The 24,063-nt window shown below is 42.7% G+C and carries 21 protein-coding genes; 11 read left to right on the top strand and 10 right to left on the bottom strand.

What is annotated here, in order from left to right:
- Window positions 1-42: 42 nt before the first annotated feature.
- From O1722_RS23680 to O1722_RS23645, 8 genes are all read right to left on the bottom strand, one after another.
- A complete protein-coding gene (locus tag O1722_RS23680) occupies window positions 43-525 on the bottom strand; it encodes a hypothetical protein (protein ID WP_000377632.1) in 483 nt (160 codons plus the stop codon).
- 7 nt (window positions 526-532) lie between these two features.
- Window positions 533-1,888, bottom strand: coding sequence for an IncHI-type conjugal transfer protein TrhB (trhB, locus tag O1722_RS23675; RefSeq protein WP_000351841.1), 1,356 nt, complete (start codon window positions 1,886-1,888; stop codon window positions 533-535).
- Window positions 1,878-2,339 (bottom strand): plasmid transfer protein HtdO, encoded by a 462-nt coding sequence (gene htdO, locus O1722_RS23670; protein WP_000521242.1) that lies wholly within the window; start codon window positions 2,337-2,339, stop codon window positions 1,878-1,880. Before htdO ends, trhB begins: the two co-directional genes overlap by 11 nt.
- Before the next feature lies 1 nt (window position 2,340).
- A complete protein-coding gene (locus O1722_RS23665; RefSeq protein WP_000592092.1) occupies window positions 2,341-3,612 on the bottom strand; it encodes a TraK domain-containing protein in 1,272 nt (423 codons plus the stop codon).
- Window positions 3,612-4,400: a TraE/TraK family type IV conjugative transfer system protein gene (locus O1722_RS23660; protein WP_000783153.1), complete on the bottom strand. Its 789-nt coding sequence runs from the start codon at window positions 4,398-4,400 to the stop codon at window positions 3,612-3,614. The genes O1722_RS23665 and O1722_RS23660 overlap by 1 nt, the downstream gene beginning before the upstream one ends.
- Window positions 4,401-4,411: 11 nt before the next feature.
- Window positions 4,412-4,762: a type IV conjugative transfer system protein TraL gene (locus tag O1722_RS23655; protein ID WP_001447770.1), complete on the bottom strand. Its 351-nt coding sequence runs from the start codon at window positions 4,760-4,762 to the stop codon at window positions 4,412-4,414.
- Between the two features lie 17 nt (window positions 4,763-4,779).
- Window positions 4,780-5,133: a hypothetical protein gene (locus O1722_RS23650; protein ID WP_000423602.1), complete on the bottom strand. Its 354-nt coding sequence runs from the start codon at window positions 5,131-5,133 to the stop codon at window positions 4,780-4,782.
- Window positions 5,134-6,281: 1,148 nt separating this feature from the next.
- Window positions 6,282-7,157, bottom strand: coding sequence for a RepB family plasmid replication initiator protein (locus O1722_RS23645; RefSeq protein ID WP_000594611.1), 876 nt, complete (start codon window positions 7,155-7,157; stop codon window positions 6,282-6,284).
- Between the two features lie 476 nt (window positions 7,158-7,633).
- On the opposite strand from O1722_RS23645, the gene O1722_RS23640 reads away from it, so the two are divergent.
- The 4 genes from O1722_RS23640 (at window position 7,634) to O1722_RS23625 (ending at window position 10,708) form a co-directional block, all read left to right on the top strand.
- A complete protein-coding gene (locus tag O1722_RS23640) occupies window positions 7,634-8,686 on the top strand; it encodes a hypothetical protein (protein WP_001065778.1) in 1,053 nt (350 codons plus the stop codon).
- A 19-nt stretch (window positions 8,687-8,705) separates the two neighbouring features.
- Window positions 8,706-8,906, top strand: a complete 201-nt coding sequence (locus tag O1722_RS23635; protein WP_000594930.1) for a hypothetical protein — start codon at window positions 8,706-8,708, stop codon at window positions 8,904-8,906.
- Window positions 8,903-9,619 carry a DnaJ-like cysteine-rich domain-containing protein gene (locus tag O1722_RS23630; protein ID WP_000838219.1) on the top strand — a complete coding sequence of 239 codons (717 nt, stop codon included), beginning with the start codon at window positions 8,903-8,905 and terminating at the stop codon, window positions 9,617-9,619. Before O1722_RS23635 ends, O1722_RS23630 begins: the two co-directional genes overlap by 4 nt.
- Before the next feature lie 234 nt (window positions 9,620-9,853).
- Window positions 9,854-10,708 carry a hypothetical protein gene (locus O1722_RS23625; protein ID WP_000970401.1) on the top strand — a complete coding sequence of 285 codons (855 nt, stop codon included), beginning with the start codon at window positions 9,854-9,856 and terminating at the stop codon, window positions 10,706-10,708.
- Window positions 10,709-10,716: 8 nt separating this feature from the next.
- On the opposite strand, the gene O1722_RS23620 is transcribed toward O1722_RS23625, so the two are convergent.
- Window positions 10,717-11,490 (bottom strand): DNA adenine methylase, encoded by a 774-nt coding sequence (locus tag O1722_RS23620; RefSeq protein WP_012477424.1) that lies wholly within the window; start codon window positions 11,488-11,490, stop codon window positions 10,717-10,719.
- A gap of 408 nt (window positions 11,491-11,898) precedes the next feature.
- Between O1722_RS23620 and O1722_RS23615 the strand changes: the two genes are divergently transcribed.
- The 5 genes from O1722_RS23615 (at window position 11,899) to O1722_RS23595 (ending at window position 17,012) form a co-directional block, all read left to right on the top strand.
- Window positions 11,899-13,062 (top strand): hypothetical protein, encoded by a 1,164-nt coding sequence (locus O1722_RS23615; protein WP_000114860.1) that lies wholly within the window; start codon window positions 11,899-11,901, stop codon window positions 13,060-13,062.
- Window positions 13,063-13,309: 247 nt separating this feature from the next.
- Entirely contained in the window at window positions 13,310-15,001 is a 1,692-nt protein-coding gene (locus tag O1722_RS23610) for a DUF4942 domain-containing protein (RefSeq protein WP_000096325.1), read from the top strand.
- Window positions 14,998-15,174 carry a hypothetical protein gene (locus O1722_RS23605; RefSeq protein WP_000070862.1) on the top strand — a complete coding sequence of 59 codons (177 nt, stop codon included), beginning with the start codon at window positions 14,998-15,000 and terminating at the stop codon, window positions 15,172-15,174. Before O1722_RS23610 ends, O1722_RS23605 begins: the two co-directional genes overlap by 4 nt.
- A 96-nt stretch (window positions 15,175-15,270) precedes the next feature.
- Window positions 15,271-16,239, top strand: coding sequence for an IS5-like element IS903B family transposase (locus O1722_RS23600; RefSeq protein ID WP_013815099.1), 969 nt, complete (start codon window positions 15,271-15,273; stop codon window positions 16,237-16,239).
- Window positions 16,240-16,730: 491 nt separating this feature from the next.
- Window positions 16,731-17,012, top strand: a complete 282-nt coding sequence (locus O1722_RS23595) for a hypothetical protein (protein ID WP_000535423.1) — start codon at window positions 16,731-16,733, stop codon at window positions 17,010-17,012.
- 57 nt (window positions 17,013-17,069) lie between these two features.
- On the opposite strand, the gene O1722_RS23590 is transcribed toward O1722_RS23595, so the two are convergent.
- Entirely contained in the window at window positions 17,070-17,696 is a 627-nt protein-coding gene (locus tag O1722_RS23590; protein WP_000966518.1) for a hypothetical protein, read from the bottom strand.
- A gap of 372 nt (window positions 17,697-18,068) precedes the next feature.
- Between O1722_RS23590 and O1722_RS23585 the strand changes: the two genes are divergently transcribed.
- Both O1722_RS23585 and repHI2 read left to right on the top strand, forming a co-directional pair.
- Complete coding sequence (locus O1722_RS23585) at window positions 18,069-20,525, top strand: Ig-like domain-containing protein (RefSeq protein ID WP_001232713.1); 2,457 nt, start codon at window positions 18,069-18,071, stop codon at window positions 20,523-20,525.
- Window positions 20,526-21,632: 1,107 nt separating this feature from the next.
- The gene (gene repHI2 / locus O1722_RS23580; protein WP_000159528.1) at window positions 21,633-22,721 is read left to right on the top strand and encodes an IncHI-type plasmid replication initiator protein RepHI2; all 1,089 of its coding nucleotides are present in this window, start codon (window positions 21,633-21,635) and stop codon (window positions 22,719-22,721) included.
- The last annotated feature ends 1,342 nt before the right edge of the window (window positions 22,722-24,063 follow it).

Here is a 24,063-nt window from a genome sequence, read left to right as displayed (position 1 = left end):
GCCATTAAAGGGAAAAGTAACTTTTTCACTATTGGGTGCCCTCTACTTCTTTGCATTATAAGAACTTGATTGTACCGCTTCAGAGCTATCTTCAAGTTCCATATAAGTGACGATTTCAACACTATCCGGTACAGTAACGGCAAGCGTTGCATCAATAATTAAATAGCCACGGTCACGGTAGATCTTCATTAATGTTCTGAAATATTCTTCGAATTGAGATCTATCATTGTCAGCAGTACGGCCTCCGTGATGCTTGAAAAATTCCTTACGTAATTCAGGCATGTCAAGCACTGCAATCTTGTACGAAGGCTGGGATTGTTTATTGAAGTAATCGTAAACATTCATAAAGCCTTTATAACCATAAATAATGACCAATACGGCAAAGGCGAAGAAAAATAAATACTTCAATATTTTTTCAATATCAATTTCGAAGGTAATTTTTTTTGTTGTCCTTTCTCGCACCATTTTTTTAGTGATTTCAGGTCCAGCTGATTCAGGCGATTCTTTTTTTTCTAAACTATCCATTTAAACCTCAGCGACTGGTCAGATTCGTTGGAATTGTAGTTCCGGTCTGAACGACAAATGTAATAGCTCGGCCAGGGCTAATTTCTACGATTGGCCACTGTTGTTCTGCAATTGCGGTGTAGTAATCGACGAGTCGATTAAGACCACCTTGAGCTGCACCAGCCCCGGCTAATGCCCCAAGTGCACCAAAATTAGGGGACTGATACTGAGCCTGTGAATTAGGGTCGATGTTAAGTGAAGATACCTTACTGGGACTTAAGCTACCGGCAAGTGAAGAAAGTCCACCGGCAAATGCAGCTCCTGCAATTGCGTTACCATTTCGGCTGATAAGCGTGCCTCGGATCCCATTTTTTCCGTCATTTTCACTTACAGCATATGCTTCCAGTTTTACGTCAAAAGCTTTCCCTTTTGAATTAACACAAGAGATAGAAGTGGCACGTATGTAAGCACGCTGTGACGCCAGATCACCAACAGCTGAACCCAGAAGGTTACAGTCACGCAAATCCATGGTGAAATTATTGGGCATGATGACATCTTTTTTAATACGCATCGTTACTGGCATTGGTTCTGATTTGGAAGAAAGGCTTGTAGGCGCTTCAAGCCCGGTAATCAGAACACCAGTGATAATAGATGTTGCCGGAAGAAACATTTCATCTTTTCGGGCAGCATGCCGCGCTTTGCTATCAACTGGCGCAGTACCATCACCTCGTACAGTCCGAGTTGGCGCTTTATCTCCTGCAATGACCTCTCTGCCTTCCTTGATTCTGTTTTCAGACACGGGCATAACCTGAATGACACCATCGGTACCATTAGTCTTAATGGAACTTTGTGTGATTGTTCTCATTGGGCTATTACGCGTAGGTGTGATAGAAGCGTAATTAGGGTTTACGCCATTAATCGGCGCATTAGCATTAAGCTGATAAGGAGCTGCCGGTGCCTGCTCATTAATCGTTTTACGCGAACTACCAGCATCCAAGTTACGATTGCCGTTTCGATTTGTCTGCATATCATTAATTTGCTGAGACAGCTGCTGAAGTTGAGAAGTTAAACTTGCAACTTGGGCTTTAGTTTCCTGTTGGGCTTTTTCTGCTTTTTCGCGGTCCTCTTTCGCCGCATTTTGGTCAAGTCGGTTTTGCTTAACCATTTCTTTATATACTTTCTGGCTTTCTTCATTACTCAATTTGTTCATTTGCGAATCATCTAACAACAAATTGGTCTGCATGTCTTTTTTCTGTGTTTTCTTTTCTTTCTTAACTGGTGTGGAAAAAATAGACTGGCTAATAATATAAACAATCACTACCAGCAGAGCGCCAATAACAGAAAGTCTGACGGTCTTATTTTCCCAGGCCTTTTTAATGTCCATGATTAGCTCCACTTGTAGGTTTCTGGAATCGTTTAATTTTTAGATTTCGTTCGCTGTCAGACATCTGAGGAACGATATAGGGTTCACCTGCTCTGGCCCAGTTTTCACGAACAGATGGATGATTCATTTCAGCTTTATCTATCTGGCTCGTTCTAGATATTTCATGTTTGTAATTAGGTTCCAAAACGTTACTTTTGTGATAGTCAAAAGCATTCTCCTCATTAATATTGCCCTCTCCTACAAATTTATCAATAAGAGTTGGATCGTTCATTATTACTGTCTGAACGGGAAAAGCGTTACTGCCATCTTCGATACTAATGGGTGCGTCCGGAACGATTAATACACTCCTTTTTGGTATATATTCTGACCTGTAGTAAAAGCTGGTTAAAGCAAATACGACAAAACCAATCACGGTGGCCCCAAGCAGAGCAGGCAAAGTAACTTTTCCCATATTATTTTCTGATTAGACTTGGTCTGGTTGTAACCCGGGCCTCGCGTTCCTTGAACAATTTATCCCGGACTATGTAAAGCTCTGTTTCTTCTCCCGGTTGCAGGTATGCTTTATCAAATAAAGCACTTGCAATAACGCCTTCTGCCATACACTGCTGATCAGCAACGATTTGACCGTATGGTTTATCGTTTTTCACAAGAATTACATCAATAAGTTCACGTGAGCCAACCAGTCTCTGACCGAGCTTTGCATACATATTAAAGTTACATGGTGACTGCTCTGGCGCAGGAATACGAGAAAGTCGGTCCTGTTGTAAACTGAATCCTGAAGGGACCTCACCAAGAGCCACAGGAGTCAATAAATCAATGATTCTTTGTTTATGATCGTCTTGTTTTGGATCCGTTGGAGCCAGTTCTTCTGACTGGGAGCGGGCCAACATTTCCTCATAGTTTTGCTTATCCAATGAGGTTTCACGTTTGGCTTGCATAGATGGGCTTAAAGATGTAGTAACTGAAATCATCGCACCGGGAACATCAAGCGGTACCAGGGTCAGGTTATAGGTCGATTCAGGTACCTGATCTTCAGACAACATAATCCCGATTGGTTTATCGGTATTAGTTGAAATAAAGACATCGCCACCATTAACAAATATGCTTGCCTCTTCAGCAGGGGTAGAAGTACTGACAGAAGCATTCTTGAAGCTGGTCGATATTCTGTTTTGAAGTCCTCGTGAAACTGGCAGTACCACATTCCCACCAGGCGGCACATTTACACGCTGAACTTCTTTATATCGGTTACGAGCTTCGACATAAAGTTCATCGGCTTTTGACGTGGCGGTCGCATTGGTTGCATTCTGCTGGGAAGAGGTACCTGTTGGTCTCCCATAGCTATCAATTGCACCAGATCGGGTCTGTGCGTCAAATCCGGGGAGACTAGGATTATTTGATAATGCTCCAGTAATAGCGCTTACCGCAGGCGAAGCATTGCTGGCTGGGGAAAGTTGCACGGTAGGGAGATCAGTTGTAGGTTTTTGTCCCTGCGCATTACCGGCTTCACTAAGGTTTGTTTGTGCACCTGACTGTTCAGAACCAGCTTGACCCGGAATAATGGCTTTTGCAGCTCCATTCTGAAATCCGTCAGCACCAACTGGCATTACAACCGGGTTATTAATTGTTGCTGGCAATTGGTATTCTTCAGCGATTACGCAGTTCGAAGTCGTGAGCATGATCAATGCTGTAATTGCGTTGAAGCCTAAGCCCTTTTTTTTAATCATCACTTGTTACCTGTAGACGGTGGCGGATTATCCAGCGTTGCCAGTTGCTCTTTGCCGTTTATCGTAATTTTTTTAATATTCGGTGTTCCGGAATATTGATTTACATATGCAATTCTTGGGCGACCATTTTTCATCCCGAGAACCCATTCATAAGTCCATTTCGATGATTCAGTTTTGTCCGGAACATTTACAAGTCGAGTCGTTTTGGTACCCCAGACATAGACCATGTCATTTTTTGGATCAAAGTAAATATCATTAGGCTTAAAGGTCTGCTCAACACCACGAGCCTGCATGATATTTATCTGCTCCTGTAAAGACTCACTCGTTTTAGCCTGTAGTTCAGGTGAAAGGGCATCGAGGACATAGGCCGTCACAAAGGAAATATTAGTTGGATTAATATTCCCTAAAAGGGTACTAAAAAAGAGAGCCCATTGTGTTTTATAAGATTCCGATGCTTTGTTACCAACAACCGTGATCTCTTCATTCATGTTTGGAGGGGTAACAATCGTCACTGGGTCAGTGAAAAAAAGAATCTTTGCAACCAATAACCCAATGACGGCTATTGAAACAGTATTAATGCGGATAAGTTTTGTATCACGATTAATCAGGGCGCTGTATGTAATTCCAGCACCTGACGCTTCAGCTTGTGGGCTAAATCGTTTTTTAATGTCCAAAAAACGTCCCTTAGCACTTTCATCTTTCTTTACGTATGACTGTTCAAGATCACCGTTTTCATCCTTTTTAGATTTTTTGAAAAAAGGGATGTTAATGCCACTTAGCATTTTCATTCATAGCTCCATCAAGAATACAAATCTCTGATAAATGGATCGTTGAAATAACGGCTACTAAAAACTGCTTTACCTGGCAAAAAACCGAGCCACCAGAGTTTGTGTTTTAGCAATCCTCTTATTCCTGACTCAGCTGCTTTGTTATACGCAATCCAATACACAACCGCTGCTACAACAGAAAACCCGAAGCATTCGAAGATATTCCCAAATGCAACCAGAATGAATGCAAGCCCTAATTTTTTGGCATCCCAAAACAAAATCAGTAGAGGCATGTTGATCCTGAAAGGGAATCTATAGGTATGCTGAGGAACGTCGTTCTGCTTACTCATTAAAAATCCAGAGAGGGGGATGAACCCCCTCATGCATGATTAACAATAAATTACAGCGGTACGCCAGCATCCATAAAGGTGCTGATAATTTTCTCGCCGTTGGCCATTACCAGCATCATGAATAATGAAACCAGTGCCAGGCCCGGGTTAGGCTTAAGGACAGAGAAATATACGCTTGAGATCAACATCGCGGCTGCCAGAATTTTGCCCGGAGCTCCAGTCATACTTTCACTCATGTATGACCAAATATCTCCCAGTGCCCCATCATCTGAACCCGCATATGCCAGACCGCAAAAAAGCACGGTCAGCAGAACAAACAAAATCACTTTTGCGCTTTTTGTTTTAAAAAGTGCAGCCGTGTTAGATTTCTTTTCACTAAGGCCAATATTTAAAGAAAGTTCCATAATTACTCCGTGTAGATTTGAGTTCACGTAAACGCGAATGAATAATACTTTTTTATTCCGATCCTTCCGTTCGCATAAACCCCCTTTTTTTAACGTTTAGCGATTGGTGAATTTTTAAGCAAAGGGCCTAAAGCATAATCTTTGAAAGGTACCAGTGAACGCTTAGTAAAAGTTTGAAAGAGGGGAGGGGGTAAGATTACGTTAAGCTCAATCCTGAAGCTGATGAGACTCCTCAAGCATAAAAGTCACTTTTGATGGTTTGAAAAGCTCTAACTAGATATCGGGCAGGTAACTAAGCTTCATATCTAATCTTTTTTGTTCCCTTATTATCTATCTCTTGATTCTGAGAAGGCCGCATATCACTGTGCTCCCTGGTTCGGCAACTATCAGTTGGAGAAACTACATACAATCCTCGGGCCGGTGCGTCATTCATCTAAATGCCTTTTACACCTCTGGGCGTGAGTGGGACTTTGTCTTGTCCATACGAACATCATTCATTCGAATGCTTTTGGCCAATGCTATTTAAGCAAATGCTTTCTGGCTGAGTCCTTTTGCGAATGAGTCTTTGATATAACTGCATGAATTTTGGGTTGTTTGGTGTACTAACAAAACAAAGGCATTTCTTTGAATGCCATTGGAGTTGTGATGCTTCTGATATTTTTTTGATCTCATATCAAGCACATAGTCCTTCTGATGCCCAATGTCATAGATGTCTTGGACCATTCTCGCTCTTAACAAAGCTGAACTGTGTGTCATTCGACCTAATGCCATTCACCAAAATGCCTTTTTATACCACTGCATAGCTATGCTCGGGATACAGTGGCAAACAAAAGCATTTCAATGAATGAATTTTTGGGATACCGACATCAAAAGCATTTGTATGAATGTAAGAGGCGTAATCCACAAAAGGCATTCACGTGAATAGAGTGCGCACGAAACCATCTTGCTCAACGGCATTTAATGAATGGGCTAGCATGTACGCTTGAGTCAGAAAGGCATACAGATGAATAGTCAGGAGTTCGTTTGAAAAGTTACTTTTTTGCACATTAAGCCGAGATGTAAGACCAGTAGTAAAAGAAGCACTAAGCATAGCACTGATAAATAACTTATTTTTCAGCAGGTTATAACCAGTGCATACCAGATAGCTTTCAACCTTGTTTGGCAAGGGCCAGCTTAGGGCTTCTTTTGAAGATCTGAAATTGTATGTCGCGACCTTTCTTAACTTCTTGATAATCGAGATATCCGATAGATTCAAGTTCCCGCATTGCTTTACGAATTATCTGGTTTTGCGTACGAATAGGGGTTGTAAGAAGCAACCTTTCCCTCAACCGTTTCATATTAACGAACAACGTACCAGCTGGCATTGCTTCAAAATAAATATAGAGAGATTGCGCAGCTTCTTTTTTAGCCAAAATGTATAGAACCTGAAGGCTTAACAATGTCTTATGGTCGTAACGATACAGTTCCCACATAGAAGGATCCCCAACCAGCTCAACAGTATCGCTTTTTGGATCAATCATAGCCTTCTGCACCAGATGCGTTACTGTGAACCGACCACTACGAGAGTCTGAGAAGGCAAGCACTACCGATGCAAGGTTCATTAATGACTCTTTAAAGCGCGCACGAGTTCGTTTGTTGATGTTTGTTGAACTGATACCACACATCTTCGCAAACTCGTTAAAAGTCAGGCTAATCTTCTCGGAAGTAAAACCATATTTACTGAAAGCCATGATGATCCCGAGCCAGCACTTAAAGTCGGTAGACATAGATAGTTTGACACCAGTTATCTTGATGTCGTCATAACCCTCCGATCTTGCAATTTCCATACACGAAAGCTCATCAGAGGCATCAACTTCAAAGTTTCGGTCGCGGTTTTCTTTTGTGCCGACAGGGGTAAATACACTCAATCTCAGCAGGGCCACGGGCTGAACCGACTTGGACGAGTTAGGCGTCAGTTGATAAGTCTTACCTGATTCATTACTGGTTACGTCAAAAGGATGGATTAACTCGTTGTTTTTAATCATTAACTTAACTCGTCGGTGATAAGATTTTCATTTGGCAAACTGTTTATAACATATTCTTGCAAATGCTTTTTACGCATTTACCTAAATGCCATAAGCATTCCAGTAAATGCCTTCCTTATTCATTCAAATGCTTTTCGCATGCATCCGAATGCCGGATCCTTTCATAAAGTTACTATAATCAATGAGTTAAAGATGCCGTGATCTTTACTTGAACTCTATTGATCTTTAGTGATCTAAAGAATTGATCTAACCTGTTGAAAACAATGATAAGTCCATATAAAACAAGGAATAGCGCTCCTTTATCAATATCTACAGATCGCAAACGGAAATGAAAGTGGGTTTACTATCATTGTTTTATTCAAGACAGTTTTTATTTTAATTTTATTAAGCAAATTTTTTGAGTTTACCTTTTAGATGTATCAGCCCTATTTGGCAAATTTGAGGTTCATGTATCATGTAGTAAACAGGAGGAAGATATGAACAACAGCAAACATACAGTCATTGAAGTGGATACTAATCTAGTTGAAATTGAAAAGGGATTTAATCCCCGAGAGGCGGTAATCGGAGATTTGTGTTACGAACAAGAACCTGTCAAATCGATGATTGTGTCAATCAAACAAGCCTTTAAGGAAGGAAGGCAGGTTGATATGATCAAGGTCGTAAAAAGAAAAGGTAAATATTTAGTTCGTCAAGGTCATACTCGTTTTCATGGCTTAAAATTAGCAATTTCTGAAGGTGCTAATATTCCAAAATTATCTGTTATCTTAATCGATTATAAAAACGAAATTGAAGAATACCTTGAGAACCTCGATGGTAACAGAAGCAATGGGCTAAATCCGGTTGGGCAAGCTCATGCATTAGCTCATGCTGTTAGTCTCGGGTATTCGGTTGAAGAACTAGCAATGCGATATCAACGATCAACTACCGCAATTCGTAATATGCTAAAAATCCTTGATATGCCATTAGAGCTTCAACGTTTGATTAGCCTAAATCTAATCAAAAAAACGCTCGCCATTGAAATAATGTTAAAATATTCCAACGATCACAAAATGGTTTTAAAACATATAGAAGGTTTCTTACCTGGCGTTAAGAATATTGAGACTACAACGAGCAAAATTGTAGGCATACCTGAACACAATGCAGCTGGAGCAGGACCAGACACCTTAAATAAAGGCGGACCAGAAAAGAAAAATTCGGCAGTCACACGTAAGACTTTGGGTATTAAGCGCCTCTCGCATAAGAAAACAGAACGGCTAAAATCTGAATTTCTTGAGCTTGTGGAAAGTACACATACGGAATCTATAACGAATACTCAAACAGAACTAAAATTTGGTAGAGATAGTGCACACTTGTTCAAAAATGTTGATAGTAAAAATGTAATATTTTCTGATGATGGTGTTCAAATAATCTTGAATGATGAAAAGCTAAATATTTTATTGTCTTTACTTAACGACGAAAATACAGCAATCATTCTTTCTAAACCAAAATTAGAAGAGCTTCTGGAAATTCGAGATCTCCTTAAGGAATAAAAAACCGAGGATTAGTTGAGTGATTAAACCTATAAAGCTGACTCTTATCGATAATTATAATGATTTGCTTCTAACTCATGAAGTCCTTAAACGCAACATGGAAGAGTTAGAACACGGTAAACGTTTTGACCAATTTCCTGAAGGGCATGACCACTATGAAAAAACTGTGAAAGAAGCTGTAGCAATCGTAGAGGCACGTTTGGAGGTGTTTCGAAAATGAAATCTCTTTTCTTTACTCTTGATGGTCATATGGTACCAGCCTCAGTGAATGTATCCCTTAACGGAGATGGAAATTATTATGCACCTATCGAAAGAGAATGTAACGAATGTGCGGGCACAGGCCACAAAGGGGCTGATGTATGTGAAAAGTGTCATGGGGTGCAAACAGTTGGACCCATTATTGAAAAATTAGTGGTACTAGAGCCAATTACCTTTCTCGATAACATTCCGGAACTGCGTGTTAACCCAACACTCGAAGCATGGAAATCCAGAAACCACGTACTTATTGAGAAAGCAAAAAAGGCTAACACTAAGTTTTCTAATAGTATATTGGCGCAACTAGACAATAACCGTTTTTTGACAGAACGCCAGCTGGATTGTTTCTTTACAACCTTTGATGTGATGTTGTCTGAAACTCCGGAAAATGAACAAGAAATTTTAAAACATAGCTACAATATCGGCCAGGTCATAAGCATTGAACTAACATTTACTGAAGTCAGGGCCGCGTACGCAAAAAGTAAAGGGAGTTATTTTTTTACATTTACTGGTAAAGTTAGAAATGACGGGATCGCTTTAACGGCCGATAAACAGGATCACATTTTATTGGGTGAACGTTATCATTTGACTGGAAAAGTCAGAAAATTCTATGATTTTGATTCGAAAAATTATGCTGCAATAACAGTTTTTAAGTTAAGTAAACTCCAAGACAGTTAAATGTTTTACTGCTTAAATATAGAGCCAAGACTTAAACTGTCGTTAGGACTCACTCACGTAATATTGTTGCTTACGCAATGGGTTTTATCCCTCATAAAGATCTGCGAGTATAAATCTTTTACATTTAAATTCCCCTCTATCACAACCTTTTCAATAGTAAAAAAATGATAATCTTATTAATTATAATTTTTAATTTTTTGTATACCAATACCATACAGTTAAGGCTAAAAGGTGATGATGGAGATGGACTTTAAAATGCACAATGATCTGGGTCTCGGTTTCATTTGTAAAAATGCAAGAACATCGTCAAAGCCAACGTTAAGAAAAGTTACTTTTCCGGTAAGCGCATATGAAACGTCTAAGCTTTCTTTAACCGGTTTTCAATGCCCCACAGCCTGCCGATTTCCTTTTTTTGTGCTATGCATGATAATCCATAACCATCTTTCGTCTGCATGCCCTATCAACCAAAATGAATGTTCAAATCATATATCGCAATTTTCTATCGACATTAAAGTACAAGATTGGCTTAGCCGTTCAAGAGTAGCGTTTATTGATTTCCATAATCTAAGAAATACAGATAAAACCACATTAATAACAGTGGAACATCTTGAAGCTTTACTTACTGTTATGTCAACTACTCTTGTCGCTTACGCTCCATATTCAAAAAAGAGACTTAACTTTAGCTTTCTAAATTCATTTACTTTGTCTAAAACTTCTCAAAGTTACACATTAACTTTCCCGGTAGTTCTCAGTCCGCTTTTAGATGCTCTTGGCGGTTTCATTCAGGAATGCATAACCGAAAAATTGTTAAAACGACGAAATTCGAATTTCATGGTTTACGAGTATCTTAAACGTTCAGGCCAGAGCTCTCATAAAGTGGAGGACATTAATAACGACTTACAGCTTAAAACTCTAAATATAAGACTTATGAGCGTCCTTACTGGGCTTTCTCAGCAAGGACTCATTTCATTTATTTGCGAAGGAAAGAGGGGCGACCGGAGAATAGAAGAGCTTCAGTTTATACCTTATGTTCAACGAACTCACCCTGAGGTATTAACTTTTCAGGAATGGATTAGCCCCGTTGATTAGAATTAACTCTATTTCAGCACGGCCAGTATTTCTGTTTCCGTTTTCCGTGTATTTGGCTTACTTCCTACGGATCGGTAAGCGCTGAGTCTGTGTATGACGAATCCACGCTCTTCATAGAGGCCCAAAGTGAATGGTGTCAGGCTATTTGATATCGCAACAGCAGCGCCTTTTCTGTGAGCGTCAACGAGCATATTTGCTAACAGCACGTGGTCGCTTTGGCTGAACGGTTTACCATCGTAACTGACAAAACTAGTTTTGCTTGTTTTGTCATATGGCGGATCACAATAAATCTGATCTCCTTCGCCGGTTGCGGCCAGAGTCTCCTCAAAACCAGCGGTGATCAGTTCAATACCTGAAAGACGAAATGAAAGGTAGTCTATTTTATTGAAGTCAAGCTTCAGTTCTGTATGTTTCCCCCAGGGCACTGAATAGATTCTTTCTGAGTTATAGCGGCACATACCGTTATAGCCCAGGCGATTCAGGGAGTAAAACAAAGCCGCTCTTTGAAGCGGTTGACCAGAAATACAGGTTTTGTTGAAACGGTCCCTCATCTCATAGTAGTCCTTTTCGACAAAGGTTTTATCCGCTAGGTTTTGGACCTGATTTATAAAGTTAGTTTTCTGTCTTTGAATAGTCCTGTATAGGTTGATCAAGTCTGGATTGCTATCTGCAAGCAATGCATTTTGTGCAAACATGTTCAGAAAAACGGCACCACCGCCTATAAAGGGTTCTACCCACCGGCAACTATGATCGTGTGGGTAGTGATGGCTGATGAAAGGCATCAGTTTCGTTTTTCCACCAGCCCATTTGATTATCGGCATGTGTCTGAGATGTCGAGTCAAAGTGTCTATACCTGAGAGAGAAATTTAGGTGCTGGTATCGTACCTAACCACGGGCTTTAACTAATAACTTAGGGAGCAAAAAAAAGTTGTTTAAGACGCACAGTTTTGACTTTCAGCATTGCGGATTTATAAGATTTTTCCTCACTGATACCTGAACTTTATGTTTTGGATTTATGTCTTTGTTTATGAAGCGATTTTGATGCCATCACAAGAAATGGGGAGCCCTCTTTTTTTGTGAAAAATCAGAATAGGCTCAAAAAGTACCTTTTTTGCGAAAAATTATGGATTTTTTTTTCGGTAGTATCCCCGCTACGCAGAAAGTAAGCAGAAAAATGTAACGGAGCCCCTATGAGTGTTTTACTGACAGAACCTACACAGCAAGCTAATGACAAGGTCTTTAAAACGGCCCATGTTGCCTTTTCAGTAGTTACTGGCACAGGTCGTTACGTCACTGGGCTTAAACAGTTCCGTGATGCAAACCCTGAACTTTGTACTGAAGTAAGTGACCAGAAAGCATGGGCTATCCACCCTTCAGTAATTCAGGTCACGCCAGGCTTCAACTCCCGCGAAATGGGAATGGGTGACGATTACTATAAGCTCCCTGAGGTTGAAGAACACATCTACAACATCAAGAATGCCTACATTCGAGGTGACTATGTAGACCCTATCCGAGTACGTGTCATTGATGGGGTACCTTTTGTTCGCCAGGGGCACTGCCGTTTAAAAGCCGCAATGATGGCATGTGATGAAGATCATGACATCACAATCCTTTGCGTTGAGATTAAAGAAGATGAAATTGGCTGTGAGCTCGCGACCATTGATGGTAACCGTGGTCTTGCGCTTTCTCCTGTTGCGCTTGGCGAGTCCTATCGTCGCCTACATTCTCTTGCTGGCTGGTCACTCGAACGAATTGCTCAACGTGAAAATAAAAGCCCGACGACCATCAGTTCTCTTATCCGCCTGACAACCTGTTCTGTTGTTATCAAGAAATGGATTCATGCTGACGCTATTTCGTATGTTAACGTGCTTTCACTGATCGATGAGCTCGGTGAAACAGAAGCAATTTCACGTATCAAGAAGATGATCGCGGAACTTGAGCAGGCCGATGCGAATGGCATCACGGTGAAAAAAACCCAACATGGTCAGGTACGAGTCAGACCTTCAGACTTCAAGCCAGCACGGATTCCGCCGGTTATTGCCACAAAAGCCGTAGAAGGCGTCAAACTCATCACCACCAGCTTATTACAGAAACTGGGGGATATTGAATTGCCGGAGATGACAGATTCAAGTGCTGACGAAGAAATCAACATTACGTTGAACCGCAGTACTCTGGAGATGCTGAGAAATCTTTCAAAAGAGATCACAGAATCAGAGAACAAGCAGCTTCGCCGTGCGGAGAATCGTCAGGCAAAACTTAATGGTGAGAAGCCAAAATACCCACGTAAAAAAAATGCTAAGAAGGCAGGGGAAGAGACCGATCAGGATACTGACCCACAGCCGGACGCAGAATAATTTACTTTTGGCAAAGTGTTGGTTTTGTCAGAGTCATTAAGGATTCAGGCTTTTTGCCCGCCTTTTTTAAACCTCCATGTATCGTTCTTGCCCCGTTTATGCGGGGCTTTTTTTTTGCTTCTTTCTATGAGTTGACATCTTTAAGTTTTATTCAGAGACATAAAAAACTTTTTCGTGTCACTGAACCTATTAGGTTACAGAGCGACGTTGCTATCCTGGTAAAAGTTTTTTCTAAAGGACCGGTAAAATGTCATCTCTTGATTCTGAAGCTAAACCCGATAATGCAGGTCACAGCGTACTGGCTTTAACAACCTCTCATAGCCTGGTGGTTAGCTCTTCTGAAACATTTCTTCCAGATATGCGCAAAGAGCTCGGCATTATCGCGGATCTTGTTGAGTCCTATAATGATGAACTCTGCTTGTTGAAACACATGGCTGTCCAGTTCAAAACCCACAATCACCAGAAACTTTATTCTTATCTCTCAGGCTACAACCACAGTATCTCTGAAGCGGATGCCTTGTTCGCGGAAAACGCTCTGAGATCTGAATACTGGAAACGCGTTATGGCACTCACTGATGTTTTGCCTATCATGTCGGATGCCAAACGTAACGAATGGGATAAGCAGTTTACGGCCGACCGCTATATTATGCCGCCTCAGGTGATCCCTGATTTCACAGCTGACGCTGTAGTAGGCACAGTCGTTGCTTTGCTTAATGACCGCAATCAATTTATTAAAGAAAGGGTTTACGACGTCTTCCAGTCTCTGAGCCGCAGTCATAAGACAAACAAAGCTTTTGGGTTCTCCACCCGCATGATCACTACCGGAGTTTGCGAGCCGTCTAAATACCCCTGGCAGAAATTAAGGGTGGATTTTAAAGAGTCTGGCATTTCACCACTGAGCGAGCTCCGCGTTATATGCGCATTCTTCCGTGGCGAACAGGTGAAGGCGATCCATAACACCAAATCATTGGTTGAGGCGTTGGTCGAACATGAGGGGTTCAGAAAATGGATCTGCATCGATGGCAACAGTATTCGTTTCAGGGTTTACAAAAATGGATCAATGCATATTGACGTCCACCCTGATATCGCCGAGCGGCTTAACAATATTTTATCAGCTATCGTACCGCTGGCATTACCTGCCGACCGCATGGCTCATAGCAAGAAATCTTTGGAGGCATTCCCTGTACTTAAGCAGTGCATCGACTTTGATACCCGGATGCAGCTTTCTGAACTAATGTTTAAAAATGACGGGGACAATAAATGGAGTTGCTGGACATCTTTAGGGTCTCTCGCCGAACGCAAATCTTCGAGTGTTGCCGCTGACACCCTTCGGTTCTTAGGGGCAACAGTAACAAAATACGATGTGACATTTTCCTATGATCCGTGTGAGGTTATTCGTTACATCGGCCAGATAGGGGAGATGCCTGATATTGTATCGCATCAGTTTTACCCTTCATCTTGCCGAATCAGCGAATATGTATATTCCCTGCTCGGTGCAGGGGAAGGGGATACCCTCCTGGAGCCTAATATTGGCCATGCGGATTTGCTTAAATCATTCCCTGCCGGTGTGATCGTTACTGGCATCGAGCTTGATACTTTGAATTGCCTTATCTCCCGGGCTAAGGGATACGATACGACAGAAGCTGACTTCCTCACATGGTCTAAGTCTAATCAACAGAAGAAGTTTGATTATGTCGTGATGAACCCACCTTTTGCCGATAACCGGGCCAGGCTGCATCTCCAGGCAGCTGCATCTCATCTCGCAGCCGGGGGATCTCTAGCAGCCGTTCTTCCATTATCTCTTCAGGGGCTCGATAACCTTCTGGGGGAAGAATTCCGGACGGAATGGATGGACGTTTTTGAGAACGAGTTTGAAAACACGACCGTTTCGGTTCGCATCCTGTACGCCGAACGTATTCAACAAGAGGAAGTCCTATGAGCAACCAACCCACCAGCCTGCCAGAAGAAGATATTGAGTTTGTTATGGATACCTTTCAGAGGAGCATGGGTAAATCCAAACCTGTCAGGGATACTCAAATAGAGGGCGAGAAACCGCAAAGTAAAGAGTCCGCAAACTCAACTGAAAACCCCGGTTATGAAGAATTCTTTTAATTACGCTCATGATATCCTGGTGCAGTTATTTAGAATGATATTTGAGGGATGGGGGACATTGTGAGGCTTTGTTGAATAAATCGAACTTTTGCTGAGTTGAAGGATCAGATCACGTATCTTCCCGACAACGCAGACCGTTCCGTGGCAAAGCAAAAGTTCAAAATCACCAACTGGCCCACCTACAATAAAGCCCTCATCAACCGTGGCTCCATAACTTTCTGGCTGGATGATGAAGCTATTCAGGCCTGGTATGAGTCAGCAACACCTTCTTCACGAGGCAGACCTCAGCGCTATTCTGACCTTGCCATCACGACTGTGCTGGTCATTAAACGCGTGTTCAGGCTGACCCTGCGCGCTGCGCAGGGCTTTATTGATTCCATTTTTTCTCTGATGAACGTTCCGCTACGCTGCCCGGATTACAGCTGTGTCAGCAGGCGGGCAAAGTCGGTTAATGTCAGTTTCAAAACGCCCACCCGGGGTGAAATCGCGCATCTGGTGATTGATTCCACCGGGCTGAAGGTCTTCGGTGAAGGCGAGTGGAAAGTCAAAAAGCATGGCCAGGAACGCCGCCGTATCTGGCGTAAGCTGCATCTCGCCGTTGACAGTAAAACACATGAAATCATCTGTGCAGACCTGTCGCTGAACAATGTGACGGACTCAGAAGCCTTCCCGGGTCTTATCCGGCAGACTCACAGAAAAATCAGGGCAGCATCGGCAGACGGCGCTTACGACACCCGGCTCTGTCACGATGAACTGCGGCGTAAGAAAATCAGCGCGCTTATCCCGCCCCGAAAAGGCGCGGGTTACTGGCCCGGTGAATATGCAGACCGTAACCGTGCAGTGGCTAATCAGCGAATGACCGGGAGTAATGCGCGGTGGAAATGGACAACAGATTACAACCGTCGCTCGATAGCGGAAACGGCGATGTACCGGGTAAAACAGCTGTTCGGGGGTTCACTGACGCTGCGTGACTACGATGGTCAGGTTGCGGAGGCTATGGCCCTGGTACGAGCGCTGAACAAAATGACGAAAGCAGGTATGCCTGAAAGCGTGCGTATTGCCTGAAAACACAACCCGCTACGGGGGAGACTTACCCGAAATCTGATTTATTCAACAAAGCCACATTGTGATTAAAAGGCGTAACATTCGACGATCAGTTTATGGATTGCTTATTGTTCTTATCGCCGGAAATGTGTGGTTAGGCCTTAGAGCTGATAAAATTCATAAAGTGCGTTATCAGGATTTCTGGTCACCGGCAACTGTGATTAAAGTAACTGTAATGCCTTCAACGAATGAAATCCAGCTCAGTGGTAAAATCCCTAAATCGGTAAGAGTTTCAAACAATTATGTTGAGTACTCGTTACCGGGCACACTCTCGGACAAGACCATTTACCGAAGCGTGTTAGAAGATGAGATGCTCACTTTGCTTAATGCTGGAGGTCAACTTGAAGTTAAATACACTCTGGACAAGCAGACAAATCGAACTAAGGTATGCACTAAGTGCTTACGGGTGATTAAAGATATTAACCATCAATATTCAGCCACTGAGGTAAAGCATGGGCAGTCCTAAATTTGAAATTGCTGAGCAAATTAAAATGTGGATCGTTGTTTATCTAGTTTGCTTTTTAGCACTTTACTGTGTGTTAAGCGCTCTACATGCGCTTTATGATCCGCTAAATTTACCTGCCCTGACGTGGCCTATCAGCTGGTTCGTGGTGCCTGAAATGACAAGTTTTGGCAGTGCATTATTAGCTTTTGTCCTAACGCCAGGCCTTTGCTCTATAATTGCTGTTTTATTCGGTAAGTCTACCTTTAAAAAAGCTAAAACAAAAATATAGAGTTAATTAGATTGGTGGCTCAGGTTTATAAAACCTCTCACTAGAGAGGTTTATTTATTATTTTTGACTGAGATTAACAGCGTTTTCCATAAATGTATCAATAACAACCGTAAGAGACTGGCTGGTACCATGGCTATACTCAGGCCAAGGTAAAAAAGGATATGAAGAATACGCCATCAACATGATACTGGTTGGGCAACGCCAGTCCGTTGGAACACCTTTACTGTAATGGACAATCATAGCCGGGCGACTACAATCAATATCTCCAGCGTTTTTATCGAGTACGAAAGTAGCCAGAACGCCGGTGTCCTTCTGGGATACGAAAACAAGGCTGTCAGTAAAAATAAAGGCCATTAAGGAAGAGGCCAGGAAAGCGCCAGTAAATAAGGACTTCTTCTCTTTCCAAACGCGTCGAGCATATAACCCCATTAGCGCTACCGCTGAAACCATTCCGGACCACTGAGCACCCAAAGAAAAATCTGTTACTGTTTTAGATGTCATACTTTCATTAATAGTAATCATTGCGACAATGAATGGTGATGCAATTCCAAGTGTTGCTAGGACTATCAGCGATATTTCAGACCGGTTTTCTTTAGCGGATCCTTTACTTATTGCAGACATTGCTCTGAACATAACGAATGTACTGTTGAGCATCAGAAAACAGCATAAGAGCATGTATAACATTGGGTTTCCTCAACCTAGAAGTGATGGTTACCCTGTTATTTTACATAAATTTGACTCAACAGATGCTTTTAAAATCTCGCTTCCTTGAATTTAAAAACATATCAGCACAATTGGCAAACATAAAGGAGCAGCGTCTATCAAAAGTTACTTTTATGATTGGTTGAATACTCATTTTGAAGGCTAAAATCCAAAAAAGTGGGTACAAAAAGTTACTTTTGCGTCATCCAGATGCACTGCCGCCATTTTGCATTCTGTACGTTGGTTGCTTTCTCACTTGATGTCTCTTTTAACAGGCAAATTATCACTTTATCCGACCGGACCTTGTAGGCTGAATCCGTAGAATAAGGCTATAACCTATTCCCGGAGCATCATATGCGTAAAACTCTAATTGGCTGCATGGTTGCAACTGCCCTTGCTACTGTATCTTCGGCACATGCTCAGGTATTTAGCTACTCATTTACAGATACCAATAAGGCTGTTCGGAATATTAAGCCTGCAACACAAACATATCTTAATCCCGCTGGTGTTTTGACTCTGAACTTGATATCGGGTCTTGATCGGTACGAGCGAGTGACGGTCACACGAGACAGCGATAAAAAGGTTATGTATTCCTCCGTCTCGACCAAAACGAGCGTTGCAGATCGTATCGTTGCTGCCGATGGAACAGAATACTATGGAAAGGATATGGTTCTACCGGCGCTCGGAGAAGGGACCTTTACTGTAGTCAATGAAACTCTGGATATTCGCCAGACTGTAGTGAGCACATCTACTTATCATTTCATCGTTGATACAACTCCTCCACGCTATAAGAGTATTTATCCGAGTCAAAACGCAGGTTACGACATGGTACTTTCTGGGCCACTTTGGGAGTTGGGCCGAGGCGGTAGTGGCCAGTTTTCTATATTTGCAGACGGTATTGAGGATGCTAGTGGAATTGCCAAGATCCGTCTTGTCATTAAACGAAGTAATGGTTCTGTGGTCTCCGACAATAACCTGAGTTATGACACAGCCAATAAACGTGCGTTCTATCCGTGGATTAAAGATATGAACACCCAGGCTGGCATGCCCTCAAGTGATCTTGATGAAGAATTCACCTTCAATTTCATCGTTACGGACCTGGCAGGAAATACGCTTAACATTCCTCCCCAGCGGTTTTTATATGACGATCAAATGGGAGAATTTACGCCATTTGCAGTTCATGACTCACGTGTAAGCACCAGTGTTGTACCCGGCATTTCTTCGGGATACGTCCCGTTTAAACGAGGCCTTACAGTGCTGGAAAACCCCTACAAGTTGGTTATACGTATCCCAAGAACTAACTGGAAGCCATATCGAAATGGTGGCATGAGCATTACCAATAACTATGGCGGAGTACAGGTCCTTTCCGAAGATGCCACCTATGTCTACGTGGAAGTTAAGCTGCCACAGGGTGCCTTAGATGGAAACTACTATAGACCTGTGAATACATATCAATGGTCTGGAGGAGATCTTGGTCAGTATGCCAGCTGGCTCAACTGGGATCCTGCCTCTGTAAAGAGTCCGGCTTGGGGAAGTTCACCCATAGAACGACAAAAGGCTGATGGAACATGGTTCAACAGCGTAAACTGGAACCTGTTCAAGGCATCTGATATGCCTATAAAACTTACTAATATCCGGTTCAATGTACAGGCTAGGCCATATGATCAAAAAATCACTGGCGGAGCAACATGCAGTATTCCAGCTGGCTCAACAACCTGTACCGTCTCTTTGCCCCAGGATATTATAAATGGCACTACCGGCTATCTTCATAGTGGCTATGAAGTAAGGTCAACCACCGAAGCAACCTTCTTTGCCCCTATATGGGAGAATATAGCCTGGCATACACTGGGTCCCTCCGTCACTGGATTTGATTACATTGAAACCACCAACATTCTCCAGGTTTACGTGAATCAACCTGGAGATGGTTCATATTTCGACCATGTTTATGTAAATCGAGTTTGGTTGTCAGATAAAAACCGTAACAACGCAGAAATAAGCGTAACCGGCAAACAAACAGGTAGAAATATGGCGTCTGGGAACTACACGTATGAGTTCAACATGAAAGAGGTACCAGAAGGCAGTTATAACGTGGTAATTAATGCCCAAGATACATTCAACAATACCGGTAACCTCCCTTATCAAACTGTTGTCGTTGATAATACAGCACCATCTGTAAGTATTAGCTACGAAGGAAAACCGATCAGCAAAAACGTAACAGTATATGGGCTGGAGAACGTCCGTATACAGCTCACCGATGCTCTAACTAAACCATCCTTAAGCCGTATGACTCTTCGCGGTGGCCCTGTTTCTGATGCGGTGGAATTGTCTTGGGTGAATCTGGGAAACAACCTGTATGCACCTAATTATCCCAAGATCTTTCCGTCTCTTAATGAAGGCGAAACATACACTCTCACAGTTCAGGCCAAAGATGAGATGAACAACGTTAAAGAAAGCTCAGTCGAATTTAACTACCTTCCAAACAATCTCGTCAGGCTAGAGAATCTGAAAACCTTAGCTGTCAATGCTTCTCTCAAAACATCTGACAATACTCCTCTGGCTGTTCTGTATGCCAGCCAGCTGCGTAAAAAGGATGGTTCAATCGCTACAGGGCTTCAGGACGCAGTGCTTACTGTCCGTAAGGACGCTGCATTCGGCGTGACTGTAAATGGTGTTTCTGCGATGCCAGGTGAAAGCAAAGAGCTTCAACTGGATTTGGGGCTCGGGGACAGCCGTAGCTTTCCTATTTTCCCTGCTGTATCCGGCCTTACAGGCAGATCTGAGTTCATGATTAACATTGAAGAATTAAAATAAAGCAGGGCTGTTTTGCTGAAGCACAACGGCCGTCTTCTGATGCGCCGTAGCCCATGTTGTTGCAAATCAGTCCGACGTTCATTGCGTAAGTAACGCTTACTGCGGACCATGGTAGTGATTAGACTCACTACCATGGTCATTTCACCACATATCTTCTCTGCATTGCTCTTGTTGGGCAGACTAGTAACTCGTCACTAAATTGCAGCTTTTGTCTTGCTAAGTCGCTGGTATAACTGCACTACGAAATCGTCAAAAGATTTTATCCCTCATGTAGATCCAATAAATGATCCCAAAGGTGCCAGAGAGTACAAAGAAGATCCCGGTACGCTGTAGGCCGCATGGTTACTGGGCTGGAGCATTGTCACTGACAACAGTAGCGACATAAGTGACAACGGGAGTGACTTAAAAGACAATGGTAGAGACTATTTCGACGTTGGTAATGATTTTAAGTGACAATGGTAGTGAGGTTAGACTTAAACTTCCACTGTAAGGTAAGGTGACTCGCATTATTTAAATAAATTATTACTTTCAATTACTTGCGACACGAGTCTGCATGTATGCTTCTATTTCTCAAAAATTTATCCACCGAAAATGCCTGTGGCTGTGATTTAGCTTTGACGACAGTTTTTATCAGGGAGGCAAGTTGAGACCTGTATAAGAACTAAGCATTTATTTATCCCCATTTTCCACAAGGTAGTTCCAATAATTAGTACCTTAGTGTTCCTGATAGATCAAAAGAGATCCCCGCTGCCTCCAGGCCAGACGGCACAAGGCCTGAGACGTGATCAGTGACAACAGTAGTGATTATTTTGACATTGGTAGTGATTATTATAACGTTGGTAATGAGTTTTTTGACATCAGTAGTGATCAGAGCGACAATAGTAGTGACTTTTCATTAGATCTTTTTAACTTGATCTGATCCGTTGTTGATAAGAGTTGCAGGTCATTGTATGCAAAGAGTTTTTGCCAAGTTTTAATGAGTGGAGTCGTTTTTTTAGGTAGAACTTATGCACAGATATGGATCATCACAATGATCCATCCAGTGACATAGAGTTCGCTGGGGCTTACTATTCACCAATCTGTTTACACATTCAGTGATAACTTATTATGACTAAAGAGAAAGATACTGAGCAGCAGGACCTGGTCACCAGGGCTTTCTCTGTTAGAGAGAAAGAATCAGGTAAAGACATCATTTTGCGTCCTAACAGCAACCGTACGGTGCAGTCTATTGCTTTGATGCGGCTCGGGCTGTTCGTCCCATCACCAAAGAGTGTGGGGCGTCAAAATCGGGAATATAAAACGGTTGGCTTTGACGCAACGAAAGAGTTACAGACGCTCTCTTTAATGGAGAGCGAGGGGTTCACCAATATTTCAATTGTCGGTGAGCGTCTTGATATGTCAGTAGATTTTAAGACGTGGATGGGCATCATTCGAACCTATGCCAATCATCCGATTAACAATGACACGATAAGCTTAAAATTCACTGAATTCCTCAAGCTATGTACGCCTGAAAATTATCGCTCATCTACAGCGTCCAGAAAACGTATAGACGCCTCCTTACGCAGGTTAGCATCCGTTACCTTGTCGTTCACCAGTAATAACTCGTCCAAAGTCTATACAACGCATCTGGTACAGTCTGCCCTGTTAGACCCGGAATCAGATCAGGTTGTCCTTCAGGTTGATCCTAAGATTTTCGAGCTCTATCAATACGATCATAAGGTTTTGATGCAGCTGAAGGCAATTAAGGAGTTGGCCAAGAAGGAAAGCGCCCAGGCTCTCTATACGTTCATAGAGTCATTACCGCCAAATCCTATACCGATATCCCTTACTCGGCTGAAAAATCGTCTGAACCTCAAAACACGAGCAAATAGTCAGAATGCTACCGTGAGAAAGGCTCTTGAAGAGTTGGCATCGATAGGATACCTCCAGTACACCGAAATTAAGAAAGACGGAAAAGTATACTTCCAGATTCATAAGCGGGATCCCGATCTGAATTTGAACAATACTCAGCCTCCTTTAGAAGTGGTTGAAGATGAAGAAGAGAACTCAGGGTCTTCTGTTTTAGAAGGTGAGTTATGCCCACCAGCTGACCCGATAGACGGCGATGATGTTCTTACCGTCCATGATTTAACCGCTGAAGAACTGCGCTATATTCGTAGTCTTCGAAGCCAGAAAAAGAACAGCAACGCCAGCTAAAGTTAACCCGGCGGTTCAGGCTCCGGGTGCTAAATTACTTCTTCGATTTTCGTTAGTCCCAGCCCGCTCTTTCACGTCAACGGTAATGAGTCAAAAGTCATTACCGTTGTCATTGTTCTCTACCACCCTATGTAGATCGAGATTGCGAATTCAACGCTTTCTCCTGAGTCACCTGTTAACACCCGGTTTCTACGCTTTACTTCATTGGCCAGTACATCCAACGGAAAATATCGTAACGGGGTGACAATGGCAGTGAGTTGACCCACTCACTACCATCGACATTCAAATCCCGGCTTCTCTGGTAGCTATAGTGACAATGGTAATGATGTGTACCTTACTGGCATTGTCATTGTCCTCCGAGTGTGCGTTCAGCTTTGGGAGGACACCGGAACTTAATGCGGCGAGTCACGGCCATTGTGAATCTCGATTGGATTGGCGAATACGGCTTCCGGTTGGGCCAGATGTCAATGGTTATGCTTCATCCAGCTCATTACTGTAGTCATTGCCGTTCAGCTGAGCTGATGCTCCTCTCATTCTATGTGGCGACAACGGTAGTGAGCCCAGAAAGTGACTACCGTTGTCATGGCCGTCCAGTAGAGCGGGTCAACCTCTTAAATCACAGGGTGACAACGGTATTGAGCCCAGAAAGTCACTACCGTTGTCATGGACGTCTGGTTAAGCGGATCTACCTCTCAATTCACAGGGTGACAATGGTAGTGAGCCCAGCAAGTCACTACCGTTGTCATAGTCGTCCCGTTGAGCAGATCAACCTCTTAACTTACAGGATGACAACGGTAGTGAGCCTATTAAGTCATTACCGTTGTCATTGCCATCCAGAAGAGCGGATGATCCTCTCAATTCATACGGCGACAATGGCACTGAGCCCAGCAAGTCACTTCCGTTGTCATAGCCTTCCAGAAGAGCAGATGAGCCTCTTAATTAACAGGGTGACAACGGTAGTGAGCTCATTAAGTCATTACTATTGTCATGGCCGTACAGCTGAGCTGATCATCCTCTCAATTCACACGCCGACAATGGTAGTGAGCTATTAAAGTCACTACCATTGTCATAGACGTCCAGTTAAGTGGACCATCCTCTCAATACACACGGTGACAACGGTAGTGAGCCATTAGAATCACTACCGTTGTCATTGCTTTTCAGGTGCACTGATAAGGCTCTCAATAGACACGACGACAATGGCAGTGAGCAATTAGAGTCACTTCCGTTGTCATTGCTTTCAGCTGAGCTGATAAGGTACGTCATTTACACGATGACAATGGCAGTGAGCCAATCGAGTCACTACCGTTGTTAATGCCGACCAACCGAGGGAAGGGTCCGCTCA

This window comes from Enterobacter cloacae complex sp. HYC003_NIDB (assembly GCF_056673375.1).
This window is presented reverse-complemented; position numbering and strand designations above follow the sequence as displayed.

What these genes read in the sequence shown, in the direction of transcription:
- O1722_RS23680 (WP_000377632.1), bottom strand. Translation starts at nt 525, where the DNA reads ATGGATAGTTTAGAAAAAAAAGAATCGCCTGAATCAGCTGGACCTGAA.
- trhB (WP_000351841.1), bottom strand. Translation starts at nt 1,888, where the DNA reads ATGGACATTAAAAAGGCCTGGGAAAATAAGACCGTCAGACTTTCTGTT.
- htdO (WP_000521242.1), bottom strand. Translation starts at nt 2,339, where the DNA reads ATGGGAAAAGTTACTTTGCCTGCTCTGCTTGGGGCCACCGTGATTGGT.
- O1722_RS23665 (WP_000592092.1), bottom strand. Translation starts at nt 3,612, where the DNA reads ATGATTAAAAAAAAGGGCTTAGGCTTCAACGCAATTACAGCATTGATC.
- O1722_RS23660 (WP_000783153.1), bottom strand. Translation starts at nt 4,400, where the DNA reads ATGAAAATGCTAAGTGGCATTAACATCCCTTTTTTCAAAAAATCTAAA.
- O1722_RS23655 (WP_001447770.1), bottom strand. Translation starts at nt 4,762, where the DNA reads ATGAGGGGGTTCATCCCCCTCTCTGGATTTTTAATGAGTAAGCAGAAC.
- O1722_RS23650 (WP_000423602.1), bottom strand. Translation starts at nt 5,133, where the DNA reads ATGGAACTTTCTTTAAATATTGGCCTTAGTGAAAAGAAATCTAACACG.
- O1722_RS23645 (WP_000594611.1), bottom strand. Translation starts at nt 7,157, where the DNA reads ATGATTAAAAACAACGAGTTAATCCATCCTTTTGACGTAACCAGTAAT.
- O1722_RS23640 (WP_001065778.1), top strand. Translation starts at nt 7,634, where the DNA reads ATGAACAACAGCAAACATACAGTCATTGAAGTGGATACTAATCTAGTT.
- O1722_RS23630 (WP_000838219.1), top strand. Translation starts at nt 8,903, where the DNA reads ATGAAATCTCTTTTCTTTACTCTTGATGGTCATATGGTACCAGCCTCA.
- O1722_RS23625 (WP_000970401.1), top strand. Translation starts at nt 9,854, where the DNA reads ATGATGGAGATGGACTTTAAAATGCACAATGATCTGGGTCTCGGTTTC.
- O1722_RS23620 (WP_012477424.1), bottom strand. Translation starts at nt 11,490, where the DNA reads ATGCCTTTCATCAGCCATCACTACCCACACGATCATAGTTGCCGGTGG.
- O1722_RS23615 (WP_000114860.1), top strand. Translation starts at nt 11,899, where the DNA reads ATGAGTGTTTTACTGACAGAACCTACACAGCAAGCTAATGACAAGGTC.
- O1722_RS23610 (WP_000096325.1), top strand. Translation starts at nt 13,310, where the DNA reads ATGTCATCTCTTGATTCTGAAGCTAAACCCGATAATGCAGGTCACAGC.
- O1722_RS23605 (WP_000070862.1), top strand. Translation starts at nt 14,998, where the DNA reads ATGAGCAACCAACCCACCAGCCTGCCAGAAGAAGATATTGAGTTTGTT.
- O1722_RS23595 (WP_000535423.1), top strand. Translation starts at nt 16,731, where the DNA reads ATGGGCAGTCCTAAATTTGAAATTGCTGAGCAAATTAAAATGTGGATC.
- O1722_RS23590 (WP_000966518.1), bottom strand. Translation starts at nt 17,696, where the DNA reads ATGTTATACATGCTCTTATGCTGTTTTCTGATGCTCAACAGTACATTC.
- O1722_RS23585 (WP_001232713.1), top strand. Translation starts at nt 18,069, where the DNA reads ATGCGTAAAACTCTAATTGGCTGCATGGTTGCAACTGCCCTTGCTACT.
- repHI2 (WP_000159528.1), top strand. Translation starts at nt 21,633, where the DNA reads ATGACTAAAGAGAAAGATACTGAGCAGCAGGACCTGGTCACCAGGGCT.